Below are 24595 nucleotides of genomic sequence, written 5' to 3'. Positions count from 1 at the left end.
AAAAAATGTCAGATAATATTGAAATTGTTATGGATATTGATTCGTTAGAAATTTTCGATGTAATAGATTTTGATAAGAATGAAAATATGGTTGATTGTATCCCTGAAGGAAATTCTGATGAAAAAGTATCTGTATACGATGATCTCAATAGAGTTTGGCTTGGAGACGGCTATTACTATAGACCTTCTAGTCTTCTCTGGAGAGTTATGAAAGATGATGTTATTCATGAGTTACGTCCTAGAATTAAGCTGGGCACTTATCCGTATCCCAGAAGAGCAAGAGACGGAACATGGGGTCAATCTAGCCAATTAACTCAGGAGGAAACCAGATGTCTAATAGGCTTAAAAAGCTAAGAAAAGAAAAAGGACTGACTCAAGCTGACTTAGCAAAAGTTTTGAATACTAACCAGTCTCAATATGGAAAATACGAAAATGGAAAAACAAATCTTAGTCTAGAAAATGCAAAAATTCTAGCAGAATATTTTGGCGTGTCTACCCCTTACTTACTAGGATTGGATGATGATTCTTCTACTGATGAAAGCAGAAAGATGACCCCATTCCAATCGCTTGTTAGAGATAGGGGGATATCCCTGAAGGAGATAAGTGAGGCAACTGGAATAGGGTACTCTACTGTTGGAAATTATAATCAGGGAAGCCGAATTCCTAATGCTAGAAATGCGCAACTACTATTAGAATATTTTGGAGTATCTATCCCATATCTCCTCGGTTATGAAGAGAAATTTACGGCTACTAAACCAAACGCAACAATATCGATAGAGTTAGTTAAAGAACTTTCTTTTATCAGTGAAAAAAAGTCAAAACTCCTACAAGAATACATAGAACTTGATAAAAAGGAAAGAGATATTATCAAACAGATAAAGGAAATAGTTCGATAATTTATTGATTGTCCCTTTAAAACAGATTTTCTCATTATCCATTATGATATAGCTGTGAATAAAATAATACCAGTTGGTGATAAGAAAGGATTACCTATGAAACAACACCAAACAAAGGTCTCAAGGTTGACTAGAGACGTAATGATTTTAGATTTGATGAATACAATGGGATGGACTAGAAGGCGTGCTATTGCAGCTATTGAAGAGTTAGAACAAACTCATCTTGTCTATTTTCCTGAAGCTGGTGGCTTGAGATTACAAGTTGTAGGAGGTTACTAATGGCAGATATCACGATTGACCAACTAGCCACTCTAACTTTTTACCAAATTCCAGAAATATTTTTTACTCGCATTCAACACAATGAGAACGGCTATGTAAAATTGACTAGTTCTTACACGGGTCTCTCATCTGATGCTAAGTTAGCTTATGGCGCTCTTTATAATCGTTGTAAATTAAGTATCAGTTCATTCCAGAAGGGGAATAGAGATTACGTTGATGAAAATGGAGCGGTCTTTCTAATTTTTACAGTTTCTGATCTGATGTTACTACTTGATAAGGGAAAGATGAAGGTTACTAAGATCAAGAAAGAACTGCAAGAACATGGTCTCTTACGAGAGGTTAGGCAGGGGCTCAATAAGCCAAATAGACTTTATCTTCAGCTAGTGGATGCTAATTTAGAAATAGTGGAGCACTATTCAACTGATGGTGAGTTACTGAAGAGGGTTAATGCTTTTGGTAAAGTTCTCTATGAAAAAATACCCCAAAGCATTGGTAATAGCGAAAGTATCAAAAATGGACGTCCGCAAAATGGACTTCAAAACGTCCACGAAGCGGACGGAATAAATACAGAGAGGAGTCAGACAGAGTCCTCATATGATACTAATCGATACGAGGGCGAGTCATCTTTATCCGGTTTATCAATTTCTGAAGCATTTAAAATGGGGCAACATGGTTTTCTTTCTCCTCAACTAGTTCAGAAACTCAGTATGTTTGGAAAAGATGCAAAAATTCTTGAAAATAAAATCTATCAAGCAAAACGTCAAGTTGAGAAGAATTACAACAACCTCTTAGCTGATCAGGAAATTTATGGAGAGGTTTGGCTGCAAGATCTTGAGCGTGAGCTTGATAAATTGATTTTTAAAATCAAAACCGGAGAGGCTGAAGGAAAACCAATCCAGAATGTCCCAGCCTACTTCTACAAAATGATGATTCGTTTTTGGAAGATGGCTCTACTCATTGAAAAAGAACATGGTTTCCTCGAGGTATCAGGACAAAGTGAGTACGCCAAAAAATTCTTTGATGAGTGCCCTAGTCTGATTGCATACTATTATCCAGATAAACTGTCGGAGACGAAACTCAACAGCTATTTATCAGAATTGTCTAAGGGAGTTGAAACATGTTAAAGGATGAATTTAGACCAATTGATGTTAAAGTGCTAACGATAGGTCGTAGCCCGAAGCAGAAACTCTACACGATTCCTAAAGCTGTTTTTGATTTACCGAAAAAAGAAAGAGCTGAGCGAATCCACCATTTTCTATCAATCCTAGCTAGATGGGTGAAGAAGATAACTTATCGGACAAAATAAGGAACGATATCAGGAGGAAAGTAATGTTTAAACTAGTTACAATGGTTTTATTATTGATCTTAGCTTATGGAATAGGGCTTGTCATGCTTGAGCTGAAGAATGCTCCTCTAATGGATGATGAAAAACTATCAAGTCAAAATAATGAAGGAGACAAGTAGATGTGAGGAAACAAACACAAAATCGTATCAGAGAATTACGAAAAAAATCCAGGTTGTCACAACAAGTTTTGGCTGATCAGATAGGTGTGTTTCGTAACACTATATCGAACTGGGAAACAGGATATAGTCAGATAAGTCTGGAGAATGCCAAAAATGTGGCAGAATATTTCGGGGTAACAATTGACTACCTGTTAGGGTCAGAATCGGACCAAATGTAGTCCAGTTAAATCCATATTGACCGAGAAGTCACTAAACTATCAGAACATTGAAAACTAAATATAAGGCTTGCCCTGATACAGCGTGGCTATGGATAAAAAAGAAACGGGGGCGAGTAGCAAACTAGAAAATGATATCTAGTCCAGCCACTGAACGAAAAAGCATGATAACGGTCATAAGCTGAAGGAGTAAGGGTTCCTAGACTATAAACCCAGCGTATGAAATACCGATGTAAAAATACGTTTTTACACAGCACGGCGTTATTTCGCCTTTCAACTTCAAGGAGAAATCTATGATAGATGAAACAACTGTCCGCCTAAAGGACTTAAAAAACTTAGGAAAACAAGGAGGTGCGACAGCTCGCTTAGAGGATGGAACAGATCTTATCCTGAAGCCAGACTATGCAGTTAAACTGGCCAGAGGATACGTAGACGGTATTCTAAGGGATGTTGAATTTCATTTGTCTTATAAAAAGGTTTATGATCAAATTCGCACTATCAAAAGAGGAAGTCACATAGTGGCTAGGAAAGTCAGAAGTCCATCGGGAGTGGAACTTCGCTTGACAGGAATAGGCTACCAGCCTAAGAATACTAAAAATTAGAAAAGGAAAAATCAAAATGCACAAGAAACAAGTATTAGCTACACTAGCACTATCAACTATCGCACTTGCACAAGCTGGTTCTGTATATGCAGATGAGCTTGCACCAATTGATTCTTCTGCTCCAACAACAGAAGTAGTTACGCCAACAGCACCTAGCACTTCAACAGCAACAGAGGCTCCAGCAGTTCAGCCAACAACACCTAGCGCCTCAACAGCAACAGAGGCTCCAGCAACTCAACCAACAGAGCCTTCTGTTACTCCAGTTGATCCAACAACACCAGGTACATCATCAACTGCAGACAAACCTCAGGGTAAAGACAATGCGGAGAGTTTAGATGGCGGATCAACTGATAAACCAGTAACACCAGATACATCATCAACTACAGACAAACCGCAGGATAAGGATAATGCGGAGAGTTTAGATGGCGTACCCACTGATAAACCAGTAACACCAGATACATCATCAGCTACAGACAAACCACAAGGTAAGGATAACGCTGAAAGCCTTGACGGTGTTCCAGCTGAAAAGCCAAAAACAACAGATGAGGCCAATGAGCAAGGAAAATCACAAATTGGAACTACTTCAACTTCAACAGGTCAAGTGGTGCATGATGTAACAAAAGATCCTGTTGAAACGAATACAGGAGCGTCAATTGTTAGCACCCAAGGAGGAAACGTAGTCCTTTCAGATGGTTCAGTGGTTGCTCCTGAGGTAGTAGGTGGAACAGTCAACGAAGATAAGACAATTTCTGTCACAGATAAGGATGGTGACCTAAAGACACTTCCAAATACTGGAACCGCAGAAAGTATTCTAAGTACTATTGGTGGCATGTTGTTGACAGCAGTAGGTTATTTTTACAAGAAAAAACTATTTTAATTAAGAAAAGGAGATATATATGACAGAAAAAACAAAAGGACACGGATATTTCCGTAAGAAAAAATGGGCTAAAGGCCTAGTATCAGGAATTGCAGTTGCAGGGATTGTAGCTTTCTCTGCAGGATCTGTATTGGCAGATGAAGCAGTCCAGCCTGAAAGTAAAAACGATAACAATGCATACGCTATACAAGCTGGTAAAGCAACAGGAAGCCAGTCTGTAGCGATTGATAATGGTGTAGTTACTAAGGCAGCTGGAAAAGCAAAAGAAGCAGGGGTGAATGTTTCTGAGACTCAATCAGTTGATAAGGGAACAGACACTACTCCAACAAAACTAGAACAGTCTAAGTCTGATATTAAACAAGACCAGGACAAGCAGGTCAAGGCACTTGAAGACACGACTGAAAAACAAGTTCAAAACAATGAAGCCTTCAAGGAAGCGCAAAAAGCTATTCACGCTAACAATCAATTTGTAGCTGATGAAAAAGCCAAACATGAAAAGGCAACAACTGTCACTGTAACGAATGACGGTTCGACAGCTACTGATGGAACAGCATCTAAAAACAAGGAAGCAGCTACAACAGCTAAGGAAATCTTGTCAGAGAACAAGAAAGCAGTAGCAGATTACCTGGTTGAAAAAGGGGCCTATGATTCTAATGTTCAGAAAGCTTCTGAGTTAAATCAGGCAGTAGAAGCTGCTGAAAAAGATTTGGAGAAAAAGGACGTAGCAGTTAAGGTAGTGACACGTACCGTTTCTTCAGTCAAAGAAGTAGAGGAGCTACAAAAGAAAAATGATCAGGCTATTGCAGCTGCAAAAGGCAAAGTGGAACTTAACAAAGCCATGATGGCTGCCTACACAGAGAAGAAGAATGCTAGTGATCAAGTCAACCAAGATGCTGATCGCAAATCAGCTGATTTGAAAAATTCTGGCGTACTTTTAACTTCTAAAACACAGGAAGTTTCTTCAGCTGATGAAGCGAAGCAAATTGGGAAACGAAACCAATCAGCTTATGATAAAGCTAAGAAAGCACAAGCAGACTGGCAGAAGAAATACAATGAACTTCAATCTAAAACAAGTACGGAAGGGTTCACAAAAGAGGTTGTCTTACAGGCTCTCAGTCTTGCTTCGGCCAATCCAAATGCTAACGTAAAATCTAGTGCTTCTGGCGCTAAAGAATTGACTACAAGCTATGTCGCTTCTTCAAGTGGAAATTCTGGATATGGTCGTATTCTTGATTCTACCAAAGTCTTGAAATATCAGGATGTTGGCACTGGATGGAAAACAGAAATTGACTACACTAATCTGAAAGGTTTGACTGTTTCAACTGCAGATGGTTCAAAACATACTATTTCTCGTATTCATCGAAAATTCGAGATTCTTAATCAAGGGAAGACAGGATTGAATGATGTCTATGTCTTGAACGACCCAACAGAAGGCTTTGTTGTAGCTCGTAATGATGGTACTGGTGATACTTCGGATTACATGAAGTTTAGAGTAACTGATACTTATTATTACAATGTTGATGGTAAAGAAGTAGTGTTCACTGCTTCAGAAAAAACTCCAGCAAGTATAACTTATTCATCTCTTAACTATAACAAAGTTGGTTGGGAAGGTGCTGGAGCAGTTAATGGTAAAAATATTGAGATTAACGGTTCAACTGTAACATACCATAAAAACGATGGTTACAACTATGCTGATAACTATAATACAGAGGAAAATGTTGGAGTTACATGGGATACTTCTGACTCTCCTTATCAATATAAGGGAGCAGCACTCGGTGTCTTCACTAAAGGGACTGATTTCACTACTGATTTTGCTCAATGGGATGGCTCTGCAACACCAACAGGACAGACATACTGGTTTGCCTTAAACACTAAAGTGGTAGCACCAGTTGTTGAAGTTCCAACTACTGCAACTATCACAAAAACAACTGTGAAACCTGTCAAACCTGAGCCCGTATCAGCTGAATTGGTGAATACAAAGAATCCAGTCAAACCAACCTTGACTCTTAAAACTCTCTCTGAAACTAAAAATAAGAAGTTATCTGCAAGCTATCACGGTTACAAATTGCAGTATAAACCTACTGTCCGCAAGTCTGTATCTGACACAGATAAAACGAATACAGATGGCCAAACAGTAGCTAAAAATACTACTCAGCTTTATACATTGACCCATGATAATATCTATGCGAACCTTAAAAAGGGAGACAAGATTACCATCATTGATCCACTCGAAGCTGGTGCTGTTCCTGATGTAGCTGTCACAAAGGCAGCTGCAGAGAAAGCAGGATGGGGCGTTGCCTATGATGCAGGAAAGAACACTTATACCTTTACTGCAACCTACGAAGGGAAGCACTTAGAAGCTCCTGTGATTACCTGGAAACCAATCTATGACAAGGGCTTCTATGACAACACTTATAAAGTGTTAGTGAATAACTATGAAGTTTTCTCAAATACTGTTACGAACTACACTCCAAGACCTCCAAAACCAGTCAAATCTGTGTTAGATCATTCTGGTAAGGATATCAATGGTGCTAAAACATTTGACCGCAACGTGACCTTCCGTCTGACAACAGATTACAGTCCATACACCAAAACTCTTGCTTCAGCGCAGGCACTTGGTAAGAAGTTTGGAATCCTGGATGATGTTCAAGACAAAGCCTTCACAGTTGACCACAGCAAAATCAAGATGACTGCTGCAGGGCAAGACGTGAAAAATCTCTTTGATATGTATCATGTTCTTTCAGATGCTGGGCGTACGGATGCTATCAATAATATCCTGAAGGAATTGAACTTGGCACCTAAAGGTGAATTTTATCTTTGGGTTGCGAAAGACTCTGCGAGCTTCTACAACAATTACGTGAAGCAAAATAAAAATGTGACGATTGATCTTTCAGCGAAACTCTTAGTAAAAGAGGGAGAAATCGTGAAGAACGATTTTAAACAGATCGATTTTGGGAATAGCTATCAGTCGAATCTTGTAACAGTTGAAGTTCCAAATGTTAAGCCAGAAAAACATGTACTTGATAGAACTGGCAAGAAAGTCCTTGATGGCAAAGAAGTTCAGCTAGGTGATTTTGTTCAGTACCTTCTTGATGGAGTAACTGTTCCAGAAAAACATGATACATTATACCAATATGATGGTTTGGATAAACTCGATATGAAGCATGACCGCTATACTGGTAATTGGAAGAGTATCATCAAGGGTACAGAGTACACAGCTGAGAAAGACCTTATCTTGCCTTATGATGTCATCCTGAAGGATGGTAAAGTGATTAAGGCAGGTGATAAGATTGCCAAAGGTAGCTCTTATGCCTTTACCTTTGAGTTCAACCAAGATACCAATTCAGAGTTTATCAAGAAACTTGTTACTGTTAAGTGGGATGCCACAGGTGGTCAATGGTCTTATGTTGTCAATCAAGACTTCCTAAAATCTCTAGGGGTTAAAGGAACCTTTGATGCAGACTTCTACATCGAAGTTGAGCGTATTGCGGCTGGAGAAGTTGAGAATACTTTTGTCAATATTGTCAATGGGCAAGAAATGACTGCCAAGGTAACAACCCACACTCCAGAACCACCAAAACCTGAAGAACCAGGCAAACCAAAACAATCACTACCAAACACTGGATCAGCAGCAAGCATGCTTCCAGTTGTGGGAATGATTTTGGGATTATTGAGTCTTGCAGGGCTTCGTAAGCATAAAAAATAGAACATCTAGAAATTCCCCCTCATCTATGGTATAATGAAGCCATAAAAAAGAGGGGGTAGAGAGATGAGAAAGGACACGAAAATGGATGCACATGTGACTAGAAGTGGATATAGATACTACACCCCAACTCAAAAAAAATCAGAAGTCACCAAACCTGAGGAAGAGAAGAAGTGGAAAAAAGGTCTATGTTGGCTAGGAAAAGCCATCTGGTTAGGAATAAAGAACCTACCGAGTCTGATTGTGAAAGCTGCCGTTTTGATGGTTGCGACTCCACTCATGTTTCTCCTCTTTATCTTTAATCTGATTAAGAGCTTGGTTGCGACAGCGATTGGTTGGTTTGTGTTTAAGGTGGTAGTTTCATTTTTGGTTGTAGGCTATTGGGCGTTTCTTACAAAGGAAGGTACACTTCCGATTGAAGTAGAAATCTGGTATACTAACTGGGTCTTTCCTCAGGGTGTTCCAATCTATCACTGGTGGGAAACGACCATCATCGTTGTCTTAGCTGTAATTACAGCCCTCTCTCTAACCTTTCGTCCAGAGGATGAAAAATAGTATTAAATAAACAAAGTAGGTGCTAGGAAACTTTCTTAGTACCTTTTTTATAAAAGAAAGCGAGAAAAAATAATGGATGCAGTTGTAGATTTTATTAACAAACTTGGAAATATCGGTGGAATCATTGGTATTGGTTGGGCCGCTTGGGGTGCCTGGGACTTAGCAGTAGGAATTAAACGTGAATTAGATGATAAGAAAGATAAAGGAATTCAAAGTTTGATTTTAGGTGGTCTTCTTGGTGCCGTTCTAAAGGCACTCTTTACAGCTTTGGCAACAGGTCTTCAATCTCTTGGTTAGGATGAATAAGAAAGAGGAGGTGGTTTTATGGACCAATCCACGCTTGATCAACTAACAATGAGTCTAAAAGACTATAATGCGACAGCCAATGAATTGATGGAAATTGTTTCAGGTTCGATGGGAAAGGTAGCAATTTTGCTTCTTCTCCTTTTTATGGGGATCAACCTCATGAACTGGCACCAACAACTTAAAAGCAATGGTGGGGAGCTGTCTTTTCAGCTTTGGATTGAAGAAATCCTCAAGTATGCCATCGCCCTATTTTTTATCATCTATGTGGATGCGATTTTTGATGCCTTGTCATGGTTGTTCAATGTTATCATTAAGTTAGTAGCCAAGAATGCTACAGTTCCTTTCAGTTCTGAGGCACCAGATTTTAAAGGCTTAGGTGCTATGGAAAAATGGTTCTTTAAAATTGTCTATGGGGTTGTTGATTTTGTCGGTCAGATATCGACTAAGTTGTTGATTTTGTTGCGATCCTTTACGCTTTACACGTATAAGGGAATCGCTAAAATTATTGTCGCTTGTTACATGGTGGATAGCTTACGCCCGATCTGCCTCGGCTTCTTTAAGCTCTATGTTGCGGCTGTCCTTCAGGGATTGATTCTAGTGGTTGTGATCATGCTTTACCCAGCCATTGTCACGAATGATTTATTGACACTTAGCAATACTGGAGCTTTTATAACTGCACTCGTAGCCATTGCAAAAGGAATCATTTACATCATTATGCTCTTTGGTAGCCAACGTATGGCTAAGAATATCATGCAGGTGAACTAGATTATGGTATAATAAAAGGAGAATGAGTGATGATTGAAAGGAGTATAATAATCCTATGAGATCTACTATAAAAAATTATTATGAAAGGTGGACGAAACGGCATGAACGCCGATATAAGGAAGCCTTGGATTACTATAAAAAGCAGTCGAAAGAGGCATTGTTAGCAGAATTGACAGAGCTGGAAATAAAAAAAGAGAGAGCTTCTCGTAGCTGGAAATTGTTGGTAGGTCTCGTATTAACGATTATTTTTTCGGATGATTTGAAACGCCTTCTTGCGATTTTATTTTCACCTCTAACAGGCGTACCTACCAAGGAATTGAACGAAAGTGTATTACTGAGTATCATTATAACACTGTTTATAGTTTTGCTATTTTTGACTATTTTAGTTTATAATTTTAGTTACTCGTTGTTGTTAAGGCGGTATCTCATTTTAAAACGCTACATAGAAGAATATCATACTTGAATATAGGAGACGAACTTGTATAGAAATCGATTTTTTGAAGTATTAGAAAGCCCTTATACACCTTATATTGCAGTGGAATTAATCTACGCAATAGTTACCATTTGGTTTAATATCAGTCTTGGTAATTTGAATAAGCAACTAACACATCATTTTGATATCGATAAAATGATAACTCGGAAAGATGTGACAATTGCCACCCATGTTATGTCATATAAAGATAACTCCTCATGGAATTACTTAATCTTTGGGGGTGTGTTGATTTTGATTGGTTTTATGATTCCTATAGTATCTTCAATAATAAATAAGTCTAGCTATAAGGAGGAAACAATCAAAAATGTCATTTGGTGTATTATCTTCATAGTTTCAGTGGTTAATATCTTTTTAATTATTTCAATATCGCAAGCTCTGTTCAGTCCGATAATCATAGCAACTTTAATAATGTGCGCAGTAGGAGCAATATTTGGAGCTTTTGCAATTTCTAACACTTAAAAGTATAAGGCAGCCATAATGGCTGTTTTTTTAATGAAAGGAACAGAATGACACGTTTAGGCAGTGAATTTTTAAAGGCTTTAGATAGCTACGAAAGGCCAGTTTTAGGGTATATGACACTGAGACAGTTAGTGCTACTATTTGGGATAGCATTGACAGTAGTTGTCACTACTATTCTCTATTGGCTGAAGGCACCTGATATAATCCTTTATGGCGTTGATATTTTATTATTAGCGCCTTTTGTTATTTTCGGGTGTTATATTGATGAAAAAATTAAAGATGAGGTTCGTTTCCTTTTGACTAAGCAGGAACGCTCTTATCAGACAGATTATGACAGAAAGGAATATACAAGAAATGAATTTATTCGGCCGAAAGAAAACCCCGAAACTCTCTAAGGAAGAACGGGAACGGGCCAAACGTCTAAGACGTACCATGACGGCCTCTACACAGAATAGTCTTAACTATCAATGGTTGATGCCTGATGGGCTCATGAAAATTACAAATGATCAATTCTCAAAGACCTATCGCCTAGGTGATACAAGCTATATTACTGCAACAGATGATGAGCGAATTGATATCATTGAAACAAGCGCTGATATTTTTAATTCGCTGGATATTGACAATGATATGCAGCTATTGATCCTGAATCGTAGGGTAGAAAGCAATAGCTTATCTTCTATCCGCTATGATTTGGTTGGAGATGGGTATGACGATTATCGTAAAGAATACAATGCGATGATCAATGATCGTTTTTCTCAGGAACAAAATACCTTCAAAGTAGAAAAATATCTAACGATTACAACTCAAACAGACCAGGATCATCAAGCTAGAAGAATCCTTGATGATACAGCCAGCGTTATTGAAAGTCAATACAGTGGCTTAGGAATCTCCTTTAAGGAGTTAGAGGGATTAGATCGTCTTCTTATCTTCCGAAAACTCTTGAGGCGAGAAGGTTTTATTGATTTTAACTATGAAGACATCGCTATTTCTGGATTATCCACCAGAGACTTTGTAGCTCCAAACTATCTGAAGTTTGAAAAAGATCATATGAAAATTGATGATTGTTTCGCAAGGGTGATGTATGTTAGACAATATCCTACCTTCTTGAATGACAAACTGATTAAGAATATCCTGGATACAGGAATTGAACTGGCTATCAGCTTACATGCGAAGCCCTATGATACTGCAGATGCCCTGAAGAAAATCAAGACAGTTAAGTCAAGTGTACGCAGGGAAATGATCAAAAGTCAGAAGGCTGCCGCAAAAGAAGGGTATGGAAGTGATCTGGCCGTTGGTGGGAAAGCTGTGGAGACATCTCGTGAAACAGAGAAATGGACTGAAGAACTCCAGGACAATGACCAAAAAATGTTTTCAGGTGTGATGACGATTTTCTTCATGGCTGACACTCTGGAAGAGTTGAATATCTACACAGAGCAGGTTCAACGATCTGTCCGTAAGAATACGGTAGAACTGGATAAGTGTTACTTGTACCAGGAGGAATCCTTGAATACCATTCTACCGATTGGGGTTCCATTTATCAATGTGAAACGCCGTTTTATGAGAGATATGACTACCAGTAACTTGGCCACACAAGTCCCATTTACCAACGTAGATCTTCGATCTAGCAGTTCACGTGCAATTTATTATGGCCAGAATCAGCTATCTAAGAACGCTATCACAGTTGACCGTAAAAAAGACTTGAATACAGGTTCAGGTTGTATCTTTGGGACTTCAGGATCGGGAAAGTCTGTTCTTGCTAAAGGAGGAGAAATTATTCCTACAACTTTACGTTATCCTGAAGATAATATTATTATCGTCGATCCTGAAGATGAATACACTGATATTGGCCGAGAATTAGGTGCTGAAATCATTACAATCGCTCCTGGGTCACGACATCACTTCAACTTATTGGATCTACCTGATAAGGATAAGCTGCAGGCAGAAGATAGTGACCCGATTGGCCAAAAATCAAACCTCTTATCAACCTTGTTTGAAAATATATTCTCTGAAGTATCAGACGATGAATTTGCGATGATTGACCGTGTGACGAAAAAAACCTATGAGGAATTTGAAAAACCAACATTTAAGGATTGGCAATCAGTTTTAGAACGTCAACCTGAAGATGTGGCCAAGGATTTGGCGCTGAAGGCAGAACCTTATACTATCGGTTCAAACGATATCTTTGCTCATCCTACAAATGTCAATATGAATAGTCGCTTTATTATCTTCAATCTCAAGCAGTTGAGTGGTAAATTGAAGCCATTTGCCCTCCTGGTGATTCAGGACTTCATCTGGAACCAGGTAGTCAATAATCAAGGAAAAGCTATTACATGGTTGTACTTCGATGAGTTGCAGCTATACTTCAAAAATAAACTGCAAGCAACCTTCTTTACAGAGCTATACTCACGTATTCGTAAGTACGGGGCTATTCCAACAGGGATTACCCAGAACCCAGAGACTGTTTTATCTACAGAGGAAGGTAGAAAGCTAGTCGCAAACTGTGAGTTTCTAGCCCTCTTGAAGCTGAAGCGGACAGACCTAGAAGCCCTGGAGCAGGTAATCCCTCTTACGCCTTCGTTGGAGCGATTTGTCTTGCGACCAAAAGCAAAAGGTACGGGTTTGATTGTGGCTGGAGATACAATTGTTCCATTTGAAAACCCTATTCCTAAAGATACTAAACTCTATCAATTGGTTGCGACAGATAGTTAAAAAATAGAAAGAGAGGTGATATCTTTTGTTTGAAAGTGATCCCAAACAATTAAAACAGGAGCGCAAGAGGAGAATCAAAGAAGGATCATACCTCAATAATAAAAAAGCTCCTAAAGAAGCACGTCTAGACTCAAGAGTTGCATTTAAAGAAGCTAAGAAGAATTATCGCTTAGCGAACAAAGATTATAAACTACACAAAGGACCTCAAGCAACTGCTAGAGGTCTTTTCTTTAAGCAACAACGTGATCGAGCAAAGTTGGAAAAACAAATTGCCACAACGCTCTATAAACGAGCTAAAAAGGCTGATGACAGTTATATCCCTAACCGCCTGAAGAAACGTGCAAAACAAAGTGCCCGAATGAAAGTGAGACACGACGTTGAGAAGACAGTCAGAGATAATGAGATTCTTGGAGACTGGGTTCAGGCTAGGCAAAATATTCGTCAATTTAAGTACCAGGTAAACACCTCTAAAAGAGCGTTAAATGCTGTAGGAAAGTTATCCAAGTATTCAATCAAGCACAGCTATGGACAGCTCAATAAAAGCTATAATTTCATCAGAGGGCGAGGGTATACTCGAACACCTAGAGAGTTCTCCTGGGAAGGAAAACTCAGTAAAAAGATGAAACAGGCCAGAAAGCGACTTGCACGTTCAAAATTTGGGAAGGTGTCAAGAGGGACAGGAAAGGTTTTGAAGGTTGCGACAAAGCCCCTGCGTTCCATCTTATCCAATCCTTTAGCTGTCAAGTCCTATTTCTTAATGTTTCTCATCTTTGCTATTCTAGGGGTATTTATGGCTGTGTTTGGAGGAAGTGGTCCTGTCCAACAAAATGAATTTGACCTGAACAAGTCCTGGCTTCAAATCAGTAAACGAGATCGAGAGAAGTCCAATGATAAGGTAGACTATTGGACAAACATCGATGATATGATCTTTTTCATGAACTTTCGTTACGGTAGTGAGTGGAAACCAGAAAGCAGCTGGAATGAGGGGACTGGTGGTGAATGGGCTGGGACGTTAGGTTTCAATCACTATTCAGATGCCTTGAATGATCTTTGGAATCATTTGAATGATGATCCTCACAATTTGAAGAAGATGGCTGACTTATATGGCCCCTCGTCAGATCTCAAGTGGACTAAGTTGAGTGATAGCGAGTTAGAAGAGTATAAAGAGTTAGAGGAGCTGACTAAAGAGGTTGGTCGATACCCCTCTTATCAAGAACTAGCTAACCCTTTTTACCAGGAGGACGATCCTTCTTATCAAGCCCCTTTAGTTATCCTGAAGCGGTTTGGTTATACCTCTAAGAGTGAAATTTATGAAAAAACACAACTAAAAGCTTCAACAGGGCAAGCTATAAGAGCTCCTATTGATGGTAGAGTCAGTGTGACAGATGATACAACTGTATCCATCAAAACAGATAAAGCCATCTTTACTTATGAAGAGGTAGGAAATATCCGTGTTTCTGACGGTGTTCAGGTCAAAGCTGGAGATGAAGTTGGTAAGGTAACGTCAAATGGTTATCAGGTCATTCAGTATCAAAAATTGGAGGAGAAAGAGACAAAGGATAAGAAAGAAAAGTGGACATCAGTTAATCCAGGCTTTTACTTTCAATCTGTCACGTACAATCAGACAACCTCAGTCATTACCACACTTAATGGCGATTTGGGGCAAAAATCACGAGCGATAAAAGATTACTTGAAGCAAAAGGTACCAGGGCTAACAGATAATGGTTTGGCAGCCATGCTTGGGAACTTTGCAACAGAAAGCAATATTAATCCTAAACGTGCTGAAGGAGATTACCTTAGCCCTCCAGTAGGGGCTGATTCTTCTTCTTGGGATGATGAGTCCTGGTTAGCTATAGGAGGACCTGCTATTTATAACGGGAGATACCCAAACATTCTTCATCGAGGTTTAGGATTGGGACAGTGGACAGATACAGCGGATGGCTCTACGAGACATACTCTATTATTAAACTATGCAAAATCTAAGAATAAAAAGTGGTACGATTTAGAACTGCAGTTAGATTTTATGTTGGAGGGGGATACTCCTTACTATATTACAGGACTAACTTCAATTCTAACTAGTACAGAGGATGTAGAGACGCTTACAGAGCGTTTCCTGGTAAATTGGGAAGGAAACTCTGGAGATAAGGTCTTAGAGCGCCAGAATAATGCTAAGCAGATCCACGCTTTTCTTAATCAACAAGTTCGAGGAGGTGGAGCGTTAGCATCTTCCTGGAATTTCCCTGAAGAGTATCAGTCAAAAGTGGAACACCCTCCAACACAGGCTTCTATGACTACACAACAAGGAAGCGGTTATGAAGTGGGACAATGTACTTGGTATGCCTATAATCGTTTAGTTGAACTAGGAACGATTACAGACTTATCAGGAGCTTATGGTTACCTTGGTAATGGTCAGGATTGGGTGGCAAGCCTAGTCGCAAAAGGATGGCGGTATAGTACAACTCCAACAAAAGGAGCTGTTGTATCAGTAGTAGGTGGATTTGGTGGGACACCAGATGTATACGGCCATGTTGCGATTGTAGAAGCTGTAAATCCAGACGGTTCATTCCTCGTTTCAGAATGTAATATCCAAGGAGTACAGGATAAGGTCCATTTTCGTGTCATCTATCCAGCTTACTACTATACATTTGCGACACCAAATTAAAAAAGAAAGAAGGTAAATCATGAAAATGATAGATATGGAGAAATTGAAACTCCTTAAAATAGGAGGAATACTTATAGGAGTTGTGTTAGTTCTAGGATTCGTATTCTGGATTGGTGCAGCAACCTCATCGCAAAAGAAAGCTAAACAGGAAGCTGAAACTACGCAACAAGAAACCAAAGCAGAGGGAAGCGAACTAACGCAAGAATATGTAAAAGAATTTTTGACGGCTTACTTCAATAAGCAGGATCTTGGAGAAAATAGAAATCGCTATTTGCCCTATATGACAGAAGCTGCTTACAATCAGGAAGTGAACTCTGAAGAAGAACCAACGGTACAAACCTATAAGGGCTATGTAGTGGATACACAGATGAAGTCTTCTACCATCTACATCGATCAAGAAAATAATGTTGTCCTAGCTCAGGTGAGATACACTCAGACACAGTTACAGAAGAAGTATGATTATACTAACGCCCAAACAAACGTAGGATCTTCAAGAACCATACGGATTCGCTTCAGCAAGCAAGATGGGAAATACCTGGTAAATCATATTGACCCCATTTTGATTGTGGACAGCTTGAACGCCAGCGAAAAGGCGAGTATTCCATCGTTAAACAAACCAATCACTAACCAAACACAAAGTACAGAAGGGAAAAAGGAACAATGACAAAATTAGAAACTTTGGAAAAACAAAAAAAGAAAGCGGAAGACCGCTTAGCTGACTATATGACCAAGGCCAAGAAGGAAGAAGAGAAACTGCAGCAGCTAGAAACTCAAATCATTCTGGCCAAACATGAGGAACGGTCAAGCTACTTGGCCGAACATAATTTAACCTGGGCTGATATTGAAACAGCTCTTGCTGAAGGAAAATTGAAAGGAGCTGAAAAAGATGTACCGTTTAACCAATCTGACACAAAACACGACCACAACGTATAAGAATCGAGACCTTGTTTATCAAGCCCTGGAGCGAGAAAATGCCAAGGTTAAGCATCAGGAGGCAGAGGCCGTTTTATTGGTAGAGGAGCTGGATAAAAAGAATGTAGTGATCTATCAAGAAGATGTCTATTTACCGTTTGAGGGAATCGCAGATAGCCTCTTCCTGAAGCCTGGTACGCTGAATAAACAGGAGGCTCCAGCAAAAGAAACAAAACCCTCTTTCTTTAAGCGCCAGACTAAAACAAAATATCTAGAGAAGAGTCCTGAAGAGAAAGCTGAAGCCTCTTCCTTGAAACATGAAACTCCCAAACCTCGACCCTCTTCTAAACGCTCTTTTTGGATGTATTTAGGAAGAGTTTTGGTGTTATTGAGTCTAGTAGGAAGTCTGACACTTGCTGGCTTATCCCTTACGCTAGTTTACCATCAAGAAAAGCAGCTCTCGGCCGTATCCAAGGATCTTTCAAATCTAAAAACCATTCAGTCAAAAACAGGGGAACTAGATGCCTTTTCACGTTACTTTTTGCCAGCCCTTTACTCTGATAAAGGGAAAATGGCTGATTTCGTAGCTCCTCAATTAACGATAGATAGACAAGCAGGTCAACTGCAGTCTGTGATTTTGGAATCTAGCTTGATTGTTGATGAAGCAACTTATCAGCTAACCTATGTAGTAGCCGTGAAAGACGGTGAGAACAGAAGTCAGAAACGCTTGGTAGTTACTGTAAAGGAAGAACCTTCAGCACCTTACGGATTCCAGGTTATTGCTAAGCCAGAACTATCCAATTATCCAAAATAAAGGAGGTCTTACATGGATCAAGAAAAAGTCAGTCATTCTCTGGCTTTAAAAGGAAAAGTTACCCTGGAGATGACGATACAAGCTCTGTATGCCCTCGCAAAAGCCCATTATGACAAGAAACAACATAAGGCGGCAAATCGGACTTTTGAAGGGGAGACACGTTTTAATGACTTTATGGCCACAAAATCAAAAAAAGATGTCGAGAAGTTATTAAATAGTGAAGTTCATTTGGCTAAGTTGAAGCATTACCTGGAGGAGTATAAGGTAGGTTTTACTTATCATCAAAAAGATGGTACAACCTATCTCTTCTTTGAAACAAAAAATCGTCCCCTGGTAGAAAAGGCTCTCAAAGATATGTTGGCAGACATCACGAAAAGCCCAGAAAAATTGGAAGAGTTTGCTAAAAAGGTACTGAAGAAACCACATGAAATGACTCCTGAAGATAAAATCAATTACTATAAGACAAATAAGGTCTATAAAGGAACGATGCCAGTTGTTACGAAGGAGATTGGGAAGGAGAAGACACGATGATTAGAAAACCTATATGGCCCTACCTGGTGGTGGGGCTATTTTCATTTGTTATTTTCCAGTCCTTTTACCATTACTACCAACTTTCGACTGCAGCAGTACCTTTCATGGGAATGTTGCGACTTCGTTGGTTGCTAGAACACTGGGAACGCTTCTCTTTCGGTGTTTTCTTTGATTCAGGAGCCTTGTATGCAGGGTTGATCGGATTCGGCCTCCCAATGCTTGTCTATGCTTCTATGGATAAGAATTTATATCGCCAGGGAGAAGAACAAGGTAGTGCTCGTTTTGCGACTTTGAAGGAAATGAAACGGTTTGAAGACGTTGATTTTGAGAAGAATATGATTTTTTCAAAACAGGTCAAAATGGGACTATTTAACTTTCGCTTAGCCTACAATGTGCAACTAAATAAAAATGTGATTGTCATTGGTCTTCCAGGAGACGGTAAAACCTTTACTTTTGTATTGCCAAATTTAATGCAGATGAACTCAAACTTTGTTGTGACAGATCCCAAAGGAAACCTGGTACACGAAGTTGGGAAGATGCTTGAGAAAGCTGGCTATGCTGTTAAAATCTTTGATTTGATTCGGCTCAAGAATTCGGATCGGTTTAATCCTTTTCATTACATGAAGTCTGAGCTAGATATTGATCGTATCTCTGAAGCAATTACTGAGGGAACAAAGAAGAGCGAGCATACTGGAGAAGACTTCTGGGTTCAAGCAGAGTTGATGCTGCAACGTGCATTGATTGGTTATCTCTATTTTGACTCGAAGGATCCTGAAACTGGAGTCCAGTTATACATGCCAAACCTGGGCCACGTTGCGGATCTATTAAGAAATATGTATCGAGAGGATCCAGATGTACCAAGCCCTGTCGAGCAGATGTTTGAAGAACTGAATGAACATCAACCTAACAACTATGCTTATAAACAGTGGAAATTATTCCAAAACTTCAGAGGCGAGACAAGAAACAGTGTGGTAGCGATTTTGTCTTCTCGTTATTCTATCTTCGACCACGAAGATGTCCGAAACTTGATTAGTGAGGATACCATGGAAATGGATACCTGGAATACGAAAAAGACAGCCGTTTTTATTGCTATTCCTGAAACCAATAACGCCTTTAATTTTCTTTCATCAATCTTGTTTGCGATTGGTTTTGAGGTTCTTACACATAAGGCTGATGATATCTTGCAAGGGAAAGTACCTGGCTACAGTAGAAAAAATCTTCGCCACATTCAGTTTATCTTCGATGAGTTTGCACAAATTGGCCGTATTCCAAACTTCGCCCAAGTCCTCTCTTCTATTCGTAGTCGTGAGATGTCTATTAAGATTATCATCCAAGCTGTCAATCAGCTAGAATCACTTTATAAAAGTGATTGGAAGACCATCTTTAATAACTGTGCTACTCACCTATTTTTAGGGACAAATGACAAGGATACGATGGAATACTATTCTACAAGATCAGGTAAGCAGACTATACGTACTAGATCCACCTCAAAATCGCATAGTTATCGTAATGGCTCATCAAGTGAAAATAAACAAATTCAAGGCCGTCCCCTTTTAACTCCAGATGAAGTCGCAAGAATTGGGGTAGAAGAAGGATTGGTCTTTATTTCTAAACAAAATGTCTTCAGAGATAAAAAAGCAAGTGTCTATGATCATCCTAGAAAAGATGAGATTGCAAGTTCTCCTGAAGACAAAGAAAACTGGTACGAATATACTCGAAAAGGAACAGACATCGACGGCTTGCTTTTATATGCTAACGATTTGACTCCGCAGCTAAAAGAGTTATTCGTGGCCTAACATATAGAAAGGAAAATAGGATGGACACAACCAAAACACAATTAGGATACCTAGAGAGTATCTCACAAGTTTTAGCACTAAAGCCAGAAAATTTAGCCATAGAACGTTATGCTATTTGGCAGCTATTCAAACAGGCAGATGAGGAGACTTTCTATCAATTAGCTCCTCATCTTTTTGTGACAACGAGTCAGGAAAATCCAATAGTTGTTAGTGAACTAGATGCAACTCCTGAAGGATATCTTTTATTTAAGGAATTAGTAGAGGAGGAAAGAGTATGCCTTTAACAAAAGCACAGGCCAAATCGCTGGATATTTTAGAAGTAGCTCGTAGCCTTGGAATGGAGATGAAGCGAAAGTCACATCGAGAGTATTATTGGGCCGAGCATGACTCATTTAAGATTGATACTGTCAAGAATACCTGGCATTGGTATTCTCAAAACTTCTTTGGTGATACCATCAATCTCGTACAACAAATGCGAAATGTCAGCTATAAGGAAGCCATGGTATTCTTAGAGACAGGTTCCTTTCCTGAAGCAAAACCAGTAGAGGAAGAACGTAAACCTTTCAACTATACACTAGCACCTTACGAACAACCATTTGTGGAGGCGAGAGCCTATCTCAAGGAGATTAGAGGTCTCTCTGATGATACAATCGACTTCTTCCTGGAGAAGGGAGTATTAGCCCAAGCTAAACGTAAGGACAAAGAGGGCGTTTTAGAAGATGTATTAGTTTTTAAATACTTGGATAGAAATCAGCAACTGGTAGGTGCGAGCCTTCAGGGACTTGTTCCTGATCAGGAACGTCATCCAGGTAAGGGCTACCTGAAACAAATCATGTATCAATCAGAGGCTATCAGTGGCTTAAACGTTTCTATAGGCTCTCCTGAGCGTTTAATTGTGACAGAGGCACCAATTGACCTTATGAGTTATTATGAGCTTCATAAGGGCGAATTAAACGATGTTCGATTGGTTGCGATGGAAGGATTAAAAGAGGGAGTTTTGTCTCACTATGTTCTTGAAATTCTGCAGGAGCGAGGGGAGATTGCGATGGATGAAAGGGATTATACCAAGGCTAGTGAGTTAACACGTACCTCTAAATTTTTATCTGTTGCAGCGGAAACATCCACACTTTTTCAAGATCACAAATATGATGATCTCATCACGCTGGCAGTTGATCACGATAAAGCAGGTACAGACTTTATTACCAAACTACGGGAGAAGAAAATCCCAGTTATCGATGCAAGACCACCAAAACGTGAAGGTCAGGAGAAGACAGACTGGAATGAGATTCTGAAGCAGACCAAGCAACTGGAAAAGGCTGAGGAAATTAAATCATCAAGTCACTTTCCTGATACCAGCCACCTTTCTCCTGAAGATGCAACATGGTTGAAGGAAAACTGGAATAATATAGGTTTTTCAGTAGAGCCTAGAAAACAAATGGTTATTGATTCGGACAAAACAGTGACCTATGAAAAACCTTCCAATCCTCTTGTAGATGGTAGGGAGCCTAAAAAACAAATTCAGAGCACAGAAAAAGCTCCTGAGAACTCTCAGGAGCAAATGAATGATAGGACCAGTGGTGGCACGGGTTCTTTACAGCCTAAAGCTGAAGGCAGTACCTCACCTGTACTTGAAACAAGTACCTTTGAGCAAACTGTTACCAGTCACCCGACATCATCCTATCCTTACTTACAGTTTAGCACAAATTATGATAAAGTGCAACGGAGAACAGCGAATTATCATCCGATTACACCAGCGGATTTAAGACGATTAAATCAATATGCGCCGTCTATCCAAAGTACAGCGTCCTGGTATTTAAATGAACTGGCTGACAGTAAGATCAGCTTTGTTTATGCGGATCATGGAGAGAAGAATGTGCTTCAGGTGACTTTTCAAAAGGATAACTTTATCCATCTTTCAGGGATCAGACCTTTTGAAGAGGGAAAGGGAGCAGCAAATTTCCTAGATGATATTGCCAATGGTCAGGGGCATTATGACGGTATGTTGATTAGTAATGCAATTAAGGATAAATTGCAGGTTCTTCCTATGTTGCGTGATATTTTAGATCCATATTCTTTTGTTTTAGATGATTTGAGCAGTGTTGAAAAGCTTCACAATCTCAATATGAGTGAAGCTATTAAAGCAAAAGATGAAGATTTCTTACTACTTTTTAAAGATATCGGAGATGAAAAAATTCCAGCCTCTCTTATGAAACTCAAGGGAGAGCTTGCAACTAATGTTAAATCGTTGGATGAAAAGATCATTCTTGGTGTTTATAGAGAAAGAGATGGCCACATTGAGCAACTTTCAATCAATGAAGAATATGTTAAAGACAAAGGTGCAGAAATGCTGTCAGTTTTGAAGAAGAATCAGTCCCTACTGGATTCGACTACGTTTACTCAAGTCTTAGATACTGTCTATAATTTAGGTGTGCCAGGTGATATCTCAAAAACTCCAGAAGAATTTCATCAAGCCTGGAATCAGTATCTTGACTATGCGAAGCAGCATAATGATAAATTTGATCAGATTGTTGCTGCAGCTGGAGAAGATCATCTCCTAGATACAAATTCAGATTTTTATAAAGAGTGGAAACAAGATCATATCTATAAGGAGAACTACCATGTACGCCTTCAATGGTCTGAGGAGCGCCCAGATGGGCCTAGATTGCCCTTTAAAGAAACAGAGCTGATATCTTATCAAGATTTTGCTAGAGAGCTTTACAAAGCCAACCAGAGCTTCTATCAGTTACATCAGGAAGGGCTAGAACAAGTGACTGGTGTTTATCCAGAAGGCTACATCTCTCCAACTAAGATCCAGTTTAGTATCTACGCTCCTGATGGTGAACTGATCCAGGATAGCATCCGTTACAATATCGGTGAGGAGATTAACCCCATCGCTCACAAAGAAAGACTTGGAACACGAGAAATGAGAGAGTACCCAGAATTGATGAAGATAGATGAGGCCATATTCACTCAGTATCATCTGGAGAGATTGGCGAGTGAGTTAGATATTTCTCAGTTCAGTTACGCTTTAGAAGATACTCTTTACGCAGATCAACTTCTATCCCAACTCCCATTTGGAGATTTGGAAAATAGTCCAATTGGATTTACAGATAGTAGTCATGATGGTCGCCTTGGATTTATCTCTTTTGATGGAATGGATAGTGTTGAGGTCGAAAATCTATCTGCTTGGTTTGAGAAGTTGGGAGTCAAAGACTCACCTATGGAACAATTGGCCCTTATTGAAAAATGGCAAAAAGAAATCAAAGGTTTATCAGAAAAAGTTGAACAAACGATCTCCACAGTCCGAGAAGAATTTGAGAAATCACAAGAGGAAGAAATCAAACTAGAAGAACAAAGCTACAACAAGCAGGAGTTGGAACATGATGCGGATGCTGACGGTGTTTCTGATGAGGAGGAGTTGCTTCAGGGAACGAATCCGTATGATTTTAGATCGAAGCCAGGTTCTAAACCAGAGGTTGAAGAGGGTCTACAAGCGGAAGAAGTTGTTTTAGCAGCAGGCAGTCTTGCAGTCGCAGATTTTATTCAAAATAAAGATATGGCAGGATTAAGTCGTCACCTTAAAGAAGGAATTAAGGAGTTTCTGGATTCAGATAAGTACAGAGACTATCTAACGAAAATGAGCCAGCTAAATAATTATTCTAATCGTAACTTGCGCTTAATTCTTGCACAAAATCCTGAAGCAAGGCAAGTAGCTTCTTTCAAACAGTGGAAAGAAAACTTTGGCCGTTATGTAAAAAAAGGTGAGAAGGCTTTACGTATTTTTAAACCTATGACGAAGATCAAAAAGGATGAAAATAACCAACCAATATTGGATAAAAATGGGAAGCCAGAAACTGTCACATTCTTTGGCCTAGTACCAGTCTTTGATGTTAGTCAGACAGAAGGAAAGGAGATGCCAAAAGCTGCAGAAGTGAAAGAACAGCTGACTGATTTGGACTATGCAAATCTTTACCGTGCCCTGATGGCTATTGCAAAAGAAAATGATGTATCGGTTCGATTTGAAGAGATGGAAAATAATAAACATGGATATTATTCTGTCCCAGAACATCAAATTGTTTTACGTAGTAATGAGATGAACAAGGCTCAAATTATTAAAACTTTCTTACATGAGATGGCTCATGCAGAGTTGCATCATGCAGATAATCCTCAAAAGGGAAATCTAACTAGAAGTACTGCTGAACTCCAGGCTGAAAGTGTCGCTTATGTTGTTTCTTCATACTATGGTATTGATACGTCAGAGTATTCCTTTAACTATCTATCTGGGTGGTCTGCAGATAAAGAGACACTTGCTGATTTAGAAGCACAGTTGGATATTGTCCAACAAGAAGCTAAAAGTTTAATGGTTCGGATGGATCAAGCATTGGAACAATTAAGATTGAGTCAGGAGAAACAAACGAAGCTCGGTTTTGAACAAAAACTGGAGAAGTTTAAAGATCAGAGCAAGCAAGCTGTTGAAGAACACAAGCAGGAGTTGAAAGCAGATGCACAATCAAAAAAAGAGAAGGGTTTCTCGAAATGACCGAACGGGACACCCCAA

Annotated in this window: 25 protein-coding genes; all 25 read left to right on the top strand. The window is 39.3% G+C overall.

The window, feature by feature from the left end:
* Window positions 1-5: 5 nt before the first annotated feature.
* The 25 genes from PCY17_RS04015 to PCY17_RS03895 all read left to right on the top strand — a co-directional run bounded on the left by PCY17_RS04015 (window position 6) and on the right by PCY17_RS03895 (window position 24577).
* On the top strand, window positions 6-353 hold the full coding sequence (locus PCY17_RS04015; protein WP_301391963.1) for a hypothetical protein: 348 nt from the start codon (window positions 6-8) through the stop codon (window positions 351-353).
* On the top strand, window positions 329-895 hold the full coding sequence (locus tag PCY17_RS04010; RefSeq protein WP_301391962.1) for a helix-turn-helix transcriptional regulator: 567 nt from the start codon (window positions 329-331) through the stop codon (window positions 893-895). The genes PCY17_RS04015 and PCY17_RS04010 overlap by 25 nt, the downstream gene beginning before the upstream one ends.
* 96 nt (window positions 896-991) lie before the next feature.
* On the top strand, window positions 992-1174 hold the full coding sequence (locus tag PCY17_RS04005; protein ID WP_301391961.1) for a hypothetical protein: 183 nt from the start codon (window positions 992-994) through the stop codon (window positions 1172-1174).
* A complete protein-coding gene (locus tag PCY17_RS04000; protein ID WP_301391960.1) occupies window positions 1174-2298 on the top strand; it encodes a replication initiator protein A in 1125 nt (374 codons plus the stop codon). Before PCY17_RS04005 ends, PCY17_RS04000 begins: the two co-directional genes overlap by 1 nt.
* Window positions 2292-2480 (top strand): hypothetical protein, encoded by a 189-nt coding sequence (locus PCY17_RS03995; protein ID WP_301391959.1) that lies wholly within the window; start codon window positions 2292-2294, stop codon window positions 2478-2480. Before PCY17_RS04000 ends, PCY17_RS03995 begins: the two co-directional genes overlap by 7 nt.
* A gap of 23 nt (window positions 2481-2503) precedes the next feature.
* Window positions 2504-2638, top strand: a complete 135-nt coding sequence (locus tag PCY17_RS03990; RefSeq protein ID WP_301391958.1) for a hypothetical protein — start codon at window positions 2504-2506, stop codon at window positions 2636-2638.
* Between the two features lie 2 nt (window positions 2639-2640).
* A complete protein-coding gene (locus PCY17_RS03985; protein WP_301391957.1) occupies window positions 2641-2856 on the top strand; it encodes a helix-turn-helix transcriptional regulator in 216 nt (71 codons plus the stop codon).
* Window positions 2857-3146: 290 nt separating this feature from the next.
* Entirely contained in the window at window positions 3147-3455 is a 309-nt protein-coding gene (locus PCY17_RS03980; protein WP_301391956.1) for a hypothetical protein, read from the top strand.
* A 16-nt stretch (window positions 3456-3471) separates the two neighbouring features.
* The gene (locus PCY17_RS03975; RefSeq protein WP_301391955.1) at window positions 3472-4332 is read left to right on the top strand and encodes an LPXTG cell wall anchor domain-containing protein; all 861 of its coding nucleotides are present in this window, start codon (window positions 3472-3474) and stop codon (window positions 4330-4332) included.
* A 19-nt stretch (window positions 4333-4351) separates the two neighbouring features.
* Window positions 4352-8038 carry an SspB-related isopeptide-forming adhesin gene (locus PCY17_RS03970; protein WP_301391954.1) on the top strand — a complete coding sequence of 1229 codons (3687 nt, stop codon included), beginning with the start codon at window positions 4352-4354 and terminating at the stop codon, window positions 8036-8038.
* A gap of 63 nt (window positions 8039-8101) precedes the next feature.
* Window positions 8102-8590: a hypothetical protein gene (locus PCY17_RS03965; protein ID WP_265472687.1), complete on the top strand. Its 489-nt coding sequence runs from the start codon at window positions 8102-8104 to the stop codon at window positions 8588-8590.
* Between the two features lie 72 nt (window positions 8591-8662).
* Window positions 8663-8887 carry a hypothetical protein gene (locus PCY17_RS03960; RefSeq protein ID WP_261039859.1) on the top strand — a complete coding sequence of 75 codons (225 nt, stop codon included), beginning with the start codon at window positions 8663-8665 and terminating at the stop codon, window positions 8885-8887.
* A gap of 27 nt (window positions 8888-8914) precedes the next feature.
* On the top strand, window positions 8915-9661 hold the full coding sequence (locus PCY17_RS03955) for a hypothetical protein (protein ID WP_301391953.1): 747 nt from the start codon (window positions 8915-8917) through the stop codon (window positions 9659-9661).
* Between the two features lie 55 nt (window positions 9662-9716).
* The gene (locus PCY17_RS03950; RefSeq protein ID WP_049493174.1) at window positions 9717-10124 is read left to right on the top strand and encodes a hypothetical protein; all 408 of its coding nucleotides are present in this window, start codon (window positions 9717-9719) and stop codon (window positions 10122-10124) included.
* A 15-nt stretch (window positions 10125-10139) separates the two neighbouring features.
* Window positions 10140-10613 (top strand): hypothetical protein, encoded by a 474-nt coding sequence (locus tag PCY17_RS03945; RefSeq protein WP_301391952.1) that lies wholly within the window; start codon window positions 10140-10142, stop codon window positions 10611-10613.
* A gap of 47 nt (window positions 10614-10660) precedes the next feature.
* On the top strand, window positions 10661-11008 hold the full coding sequence (locus PCY17_RS03940) for a PrgI family protein (RefSeq protein WP_006155160.1): 348 nt from the start codon (window positions 10661-10663) through the stop codon (window positions 11006-11008).
* On the top strand, window positions 10968-13322 hold the full coding sequence (locus PCY17_RS03935; protein ID WP_301391951.1) for a VirB4-like conjugal transfer ATPase, CD1110 family: 2355 nt from the start codon (window positions 10968-10970) through the stop codon (window positions 13320-13322). The genes PCY17_RS03940 and PCY17_RS03935 overlap by 41 nt, the downstream gene beginning before the upstream one ends.
* Before the next feature lie 25 nt (window positions 13323-13347).
* Window positions 13348-15984 carry a phage tail tip lysozyme gene (locus tag PCY17_RS03930; protein WP_301391950.1) on the top strand — a complete coding sequence of 879 codons (2637 nt, stop codon included), beginning with the start codon at window positions 13348-13350 and terminating at the stop codon, window positions 15982-15984.
* A gap of 19 nt (window positions 15985-16003) precedes the next feature.
* The gene (locus PCY17_RS03925; RefSeq protein WP_000781853.1) at window positions 16004-16648 is read left to right on the top strand and encodes a hypothetical protein; all 645 of its coding nucleotides are present in this window, start codon (window positions 16004-16006) and stop codon (window positions 16646-16648) included.
* Window positions 16645-16917 carry a type III restriction endonuclease gene (locus PCY17_RS03920; RefSeq protein WP_301391949.1) on the top strand — a complete coding sequence of 91 codons (273 nt, stop codon included), beginning with the start codon at window positions 16645-16647 and terminating at the stop codon, window positions 16915-16917. Before PCY17_RS03925 ends, PCY17_RS03920 begins: the two co-directional genes overlap by 4 nt.
* Window positions 16871-17710, top strand: coding sequence for a hypothetical protein (locus tag PCY17_RS03915; protein WP_301391948.1), 840 nt, complete (start codon window positions 16871-16873; stop codon window positions 17708-17710). The genes PCY17_RS03920 and PCY17_RS03915 overlap by 47 nt, the downstream gene beginning before the upstream one ends.
* A 12-nt stretch (window positions 17711-17722) precedes the next feature.
* Window positions 17723-18241: a hypothetical protein gene (locus PCY17_RS03910; protein WP_084944176.1), complete on the top strand. Its 519-nt coding sequence runs from the start codon at window positions 17723-17725 to the stop codon at window positions 18239-18241.
* Entirely contained in the window at window positions 18238-20037 is a 1800-nt protein-coding gene (locus PCY17_RS03905) for a VirD4-like conjugal transfer protein, CD1115 family (RefSeq protein WP_301391947.1), read from the top strand. The genes PCY17_RS03910 and PCY17_RS03905 overlap by 4 nt, the downstream gene beginning before the upstream one ends.
* Window positions 20038-20057: 20 nt before the next feature.
* Entirely contained in the window at window positions 20058-20321 is a 264-nt protein-coding gene (locus PCY17_RS03900) for a hypothetical protein (protein ID WP_301391946.1), read from the top strand.
* The gene (locus PCY17_RS03895) at window positions 20312-24577 is read left to right on the top strand and encodes a PBECR4 domain-containing protein (RefSeq protein WP_301391944.1); all 4266 of its coding nucleotides are present in this window, start codon (window positions 20312-20314) and stop codon (window positions 24575-24577) included. Before PCY17_RS03900 ends, PCY17_RS03895 begins: the two co-directional genes overlap by 10 nt.
* Window positions 24578-24595: the final 18 nt, after the last annotated feature.

This window comes from Streptococcus sp. SO2 (assembly GCF_030440025.1).
Note: the sequence above shows the minus strand (reverse complement) of the source record. Positions and strands in the feature narration are given on the sequence as shown.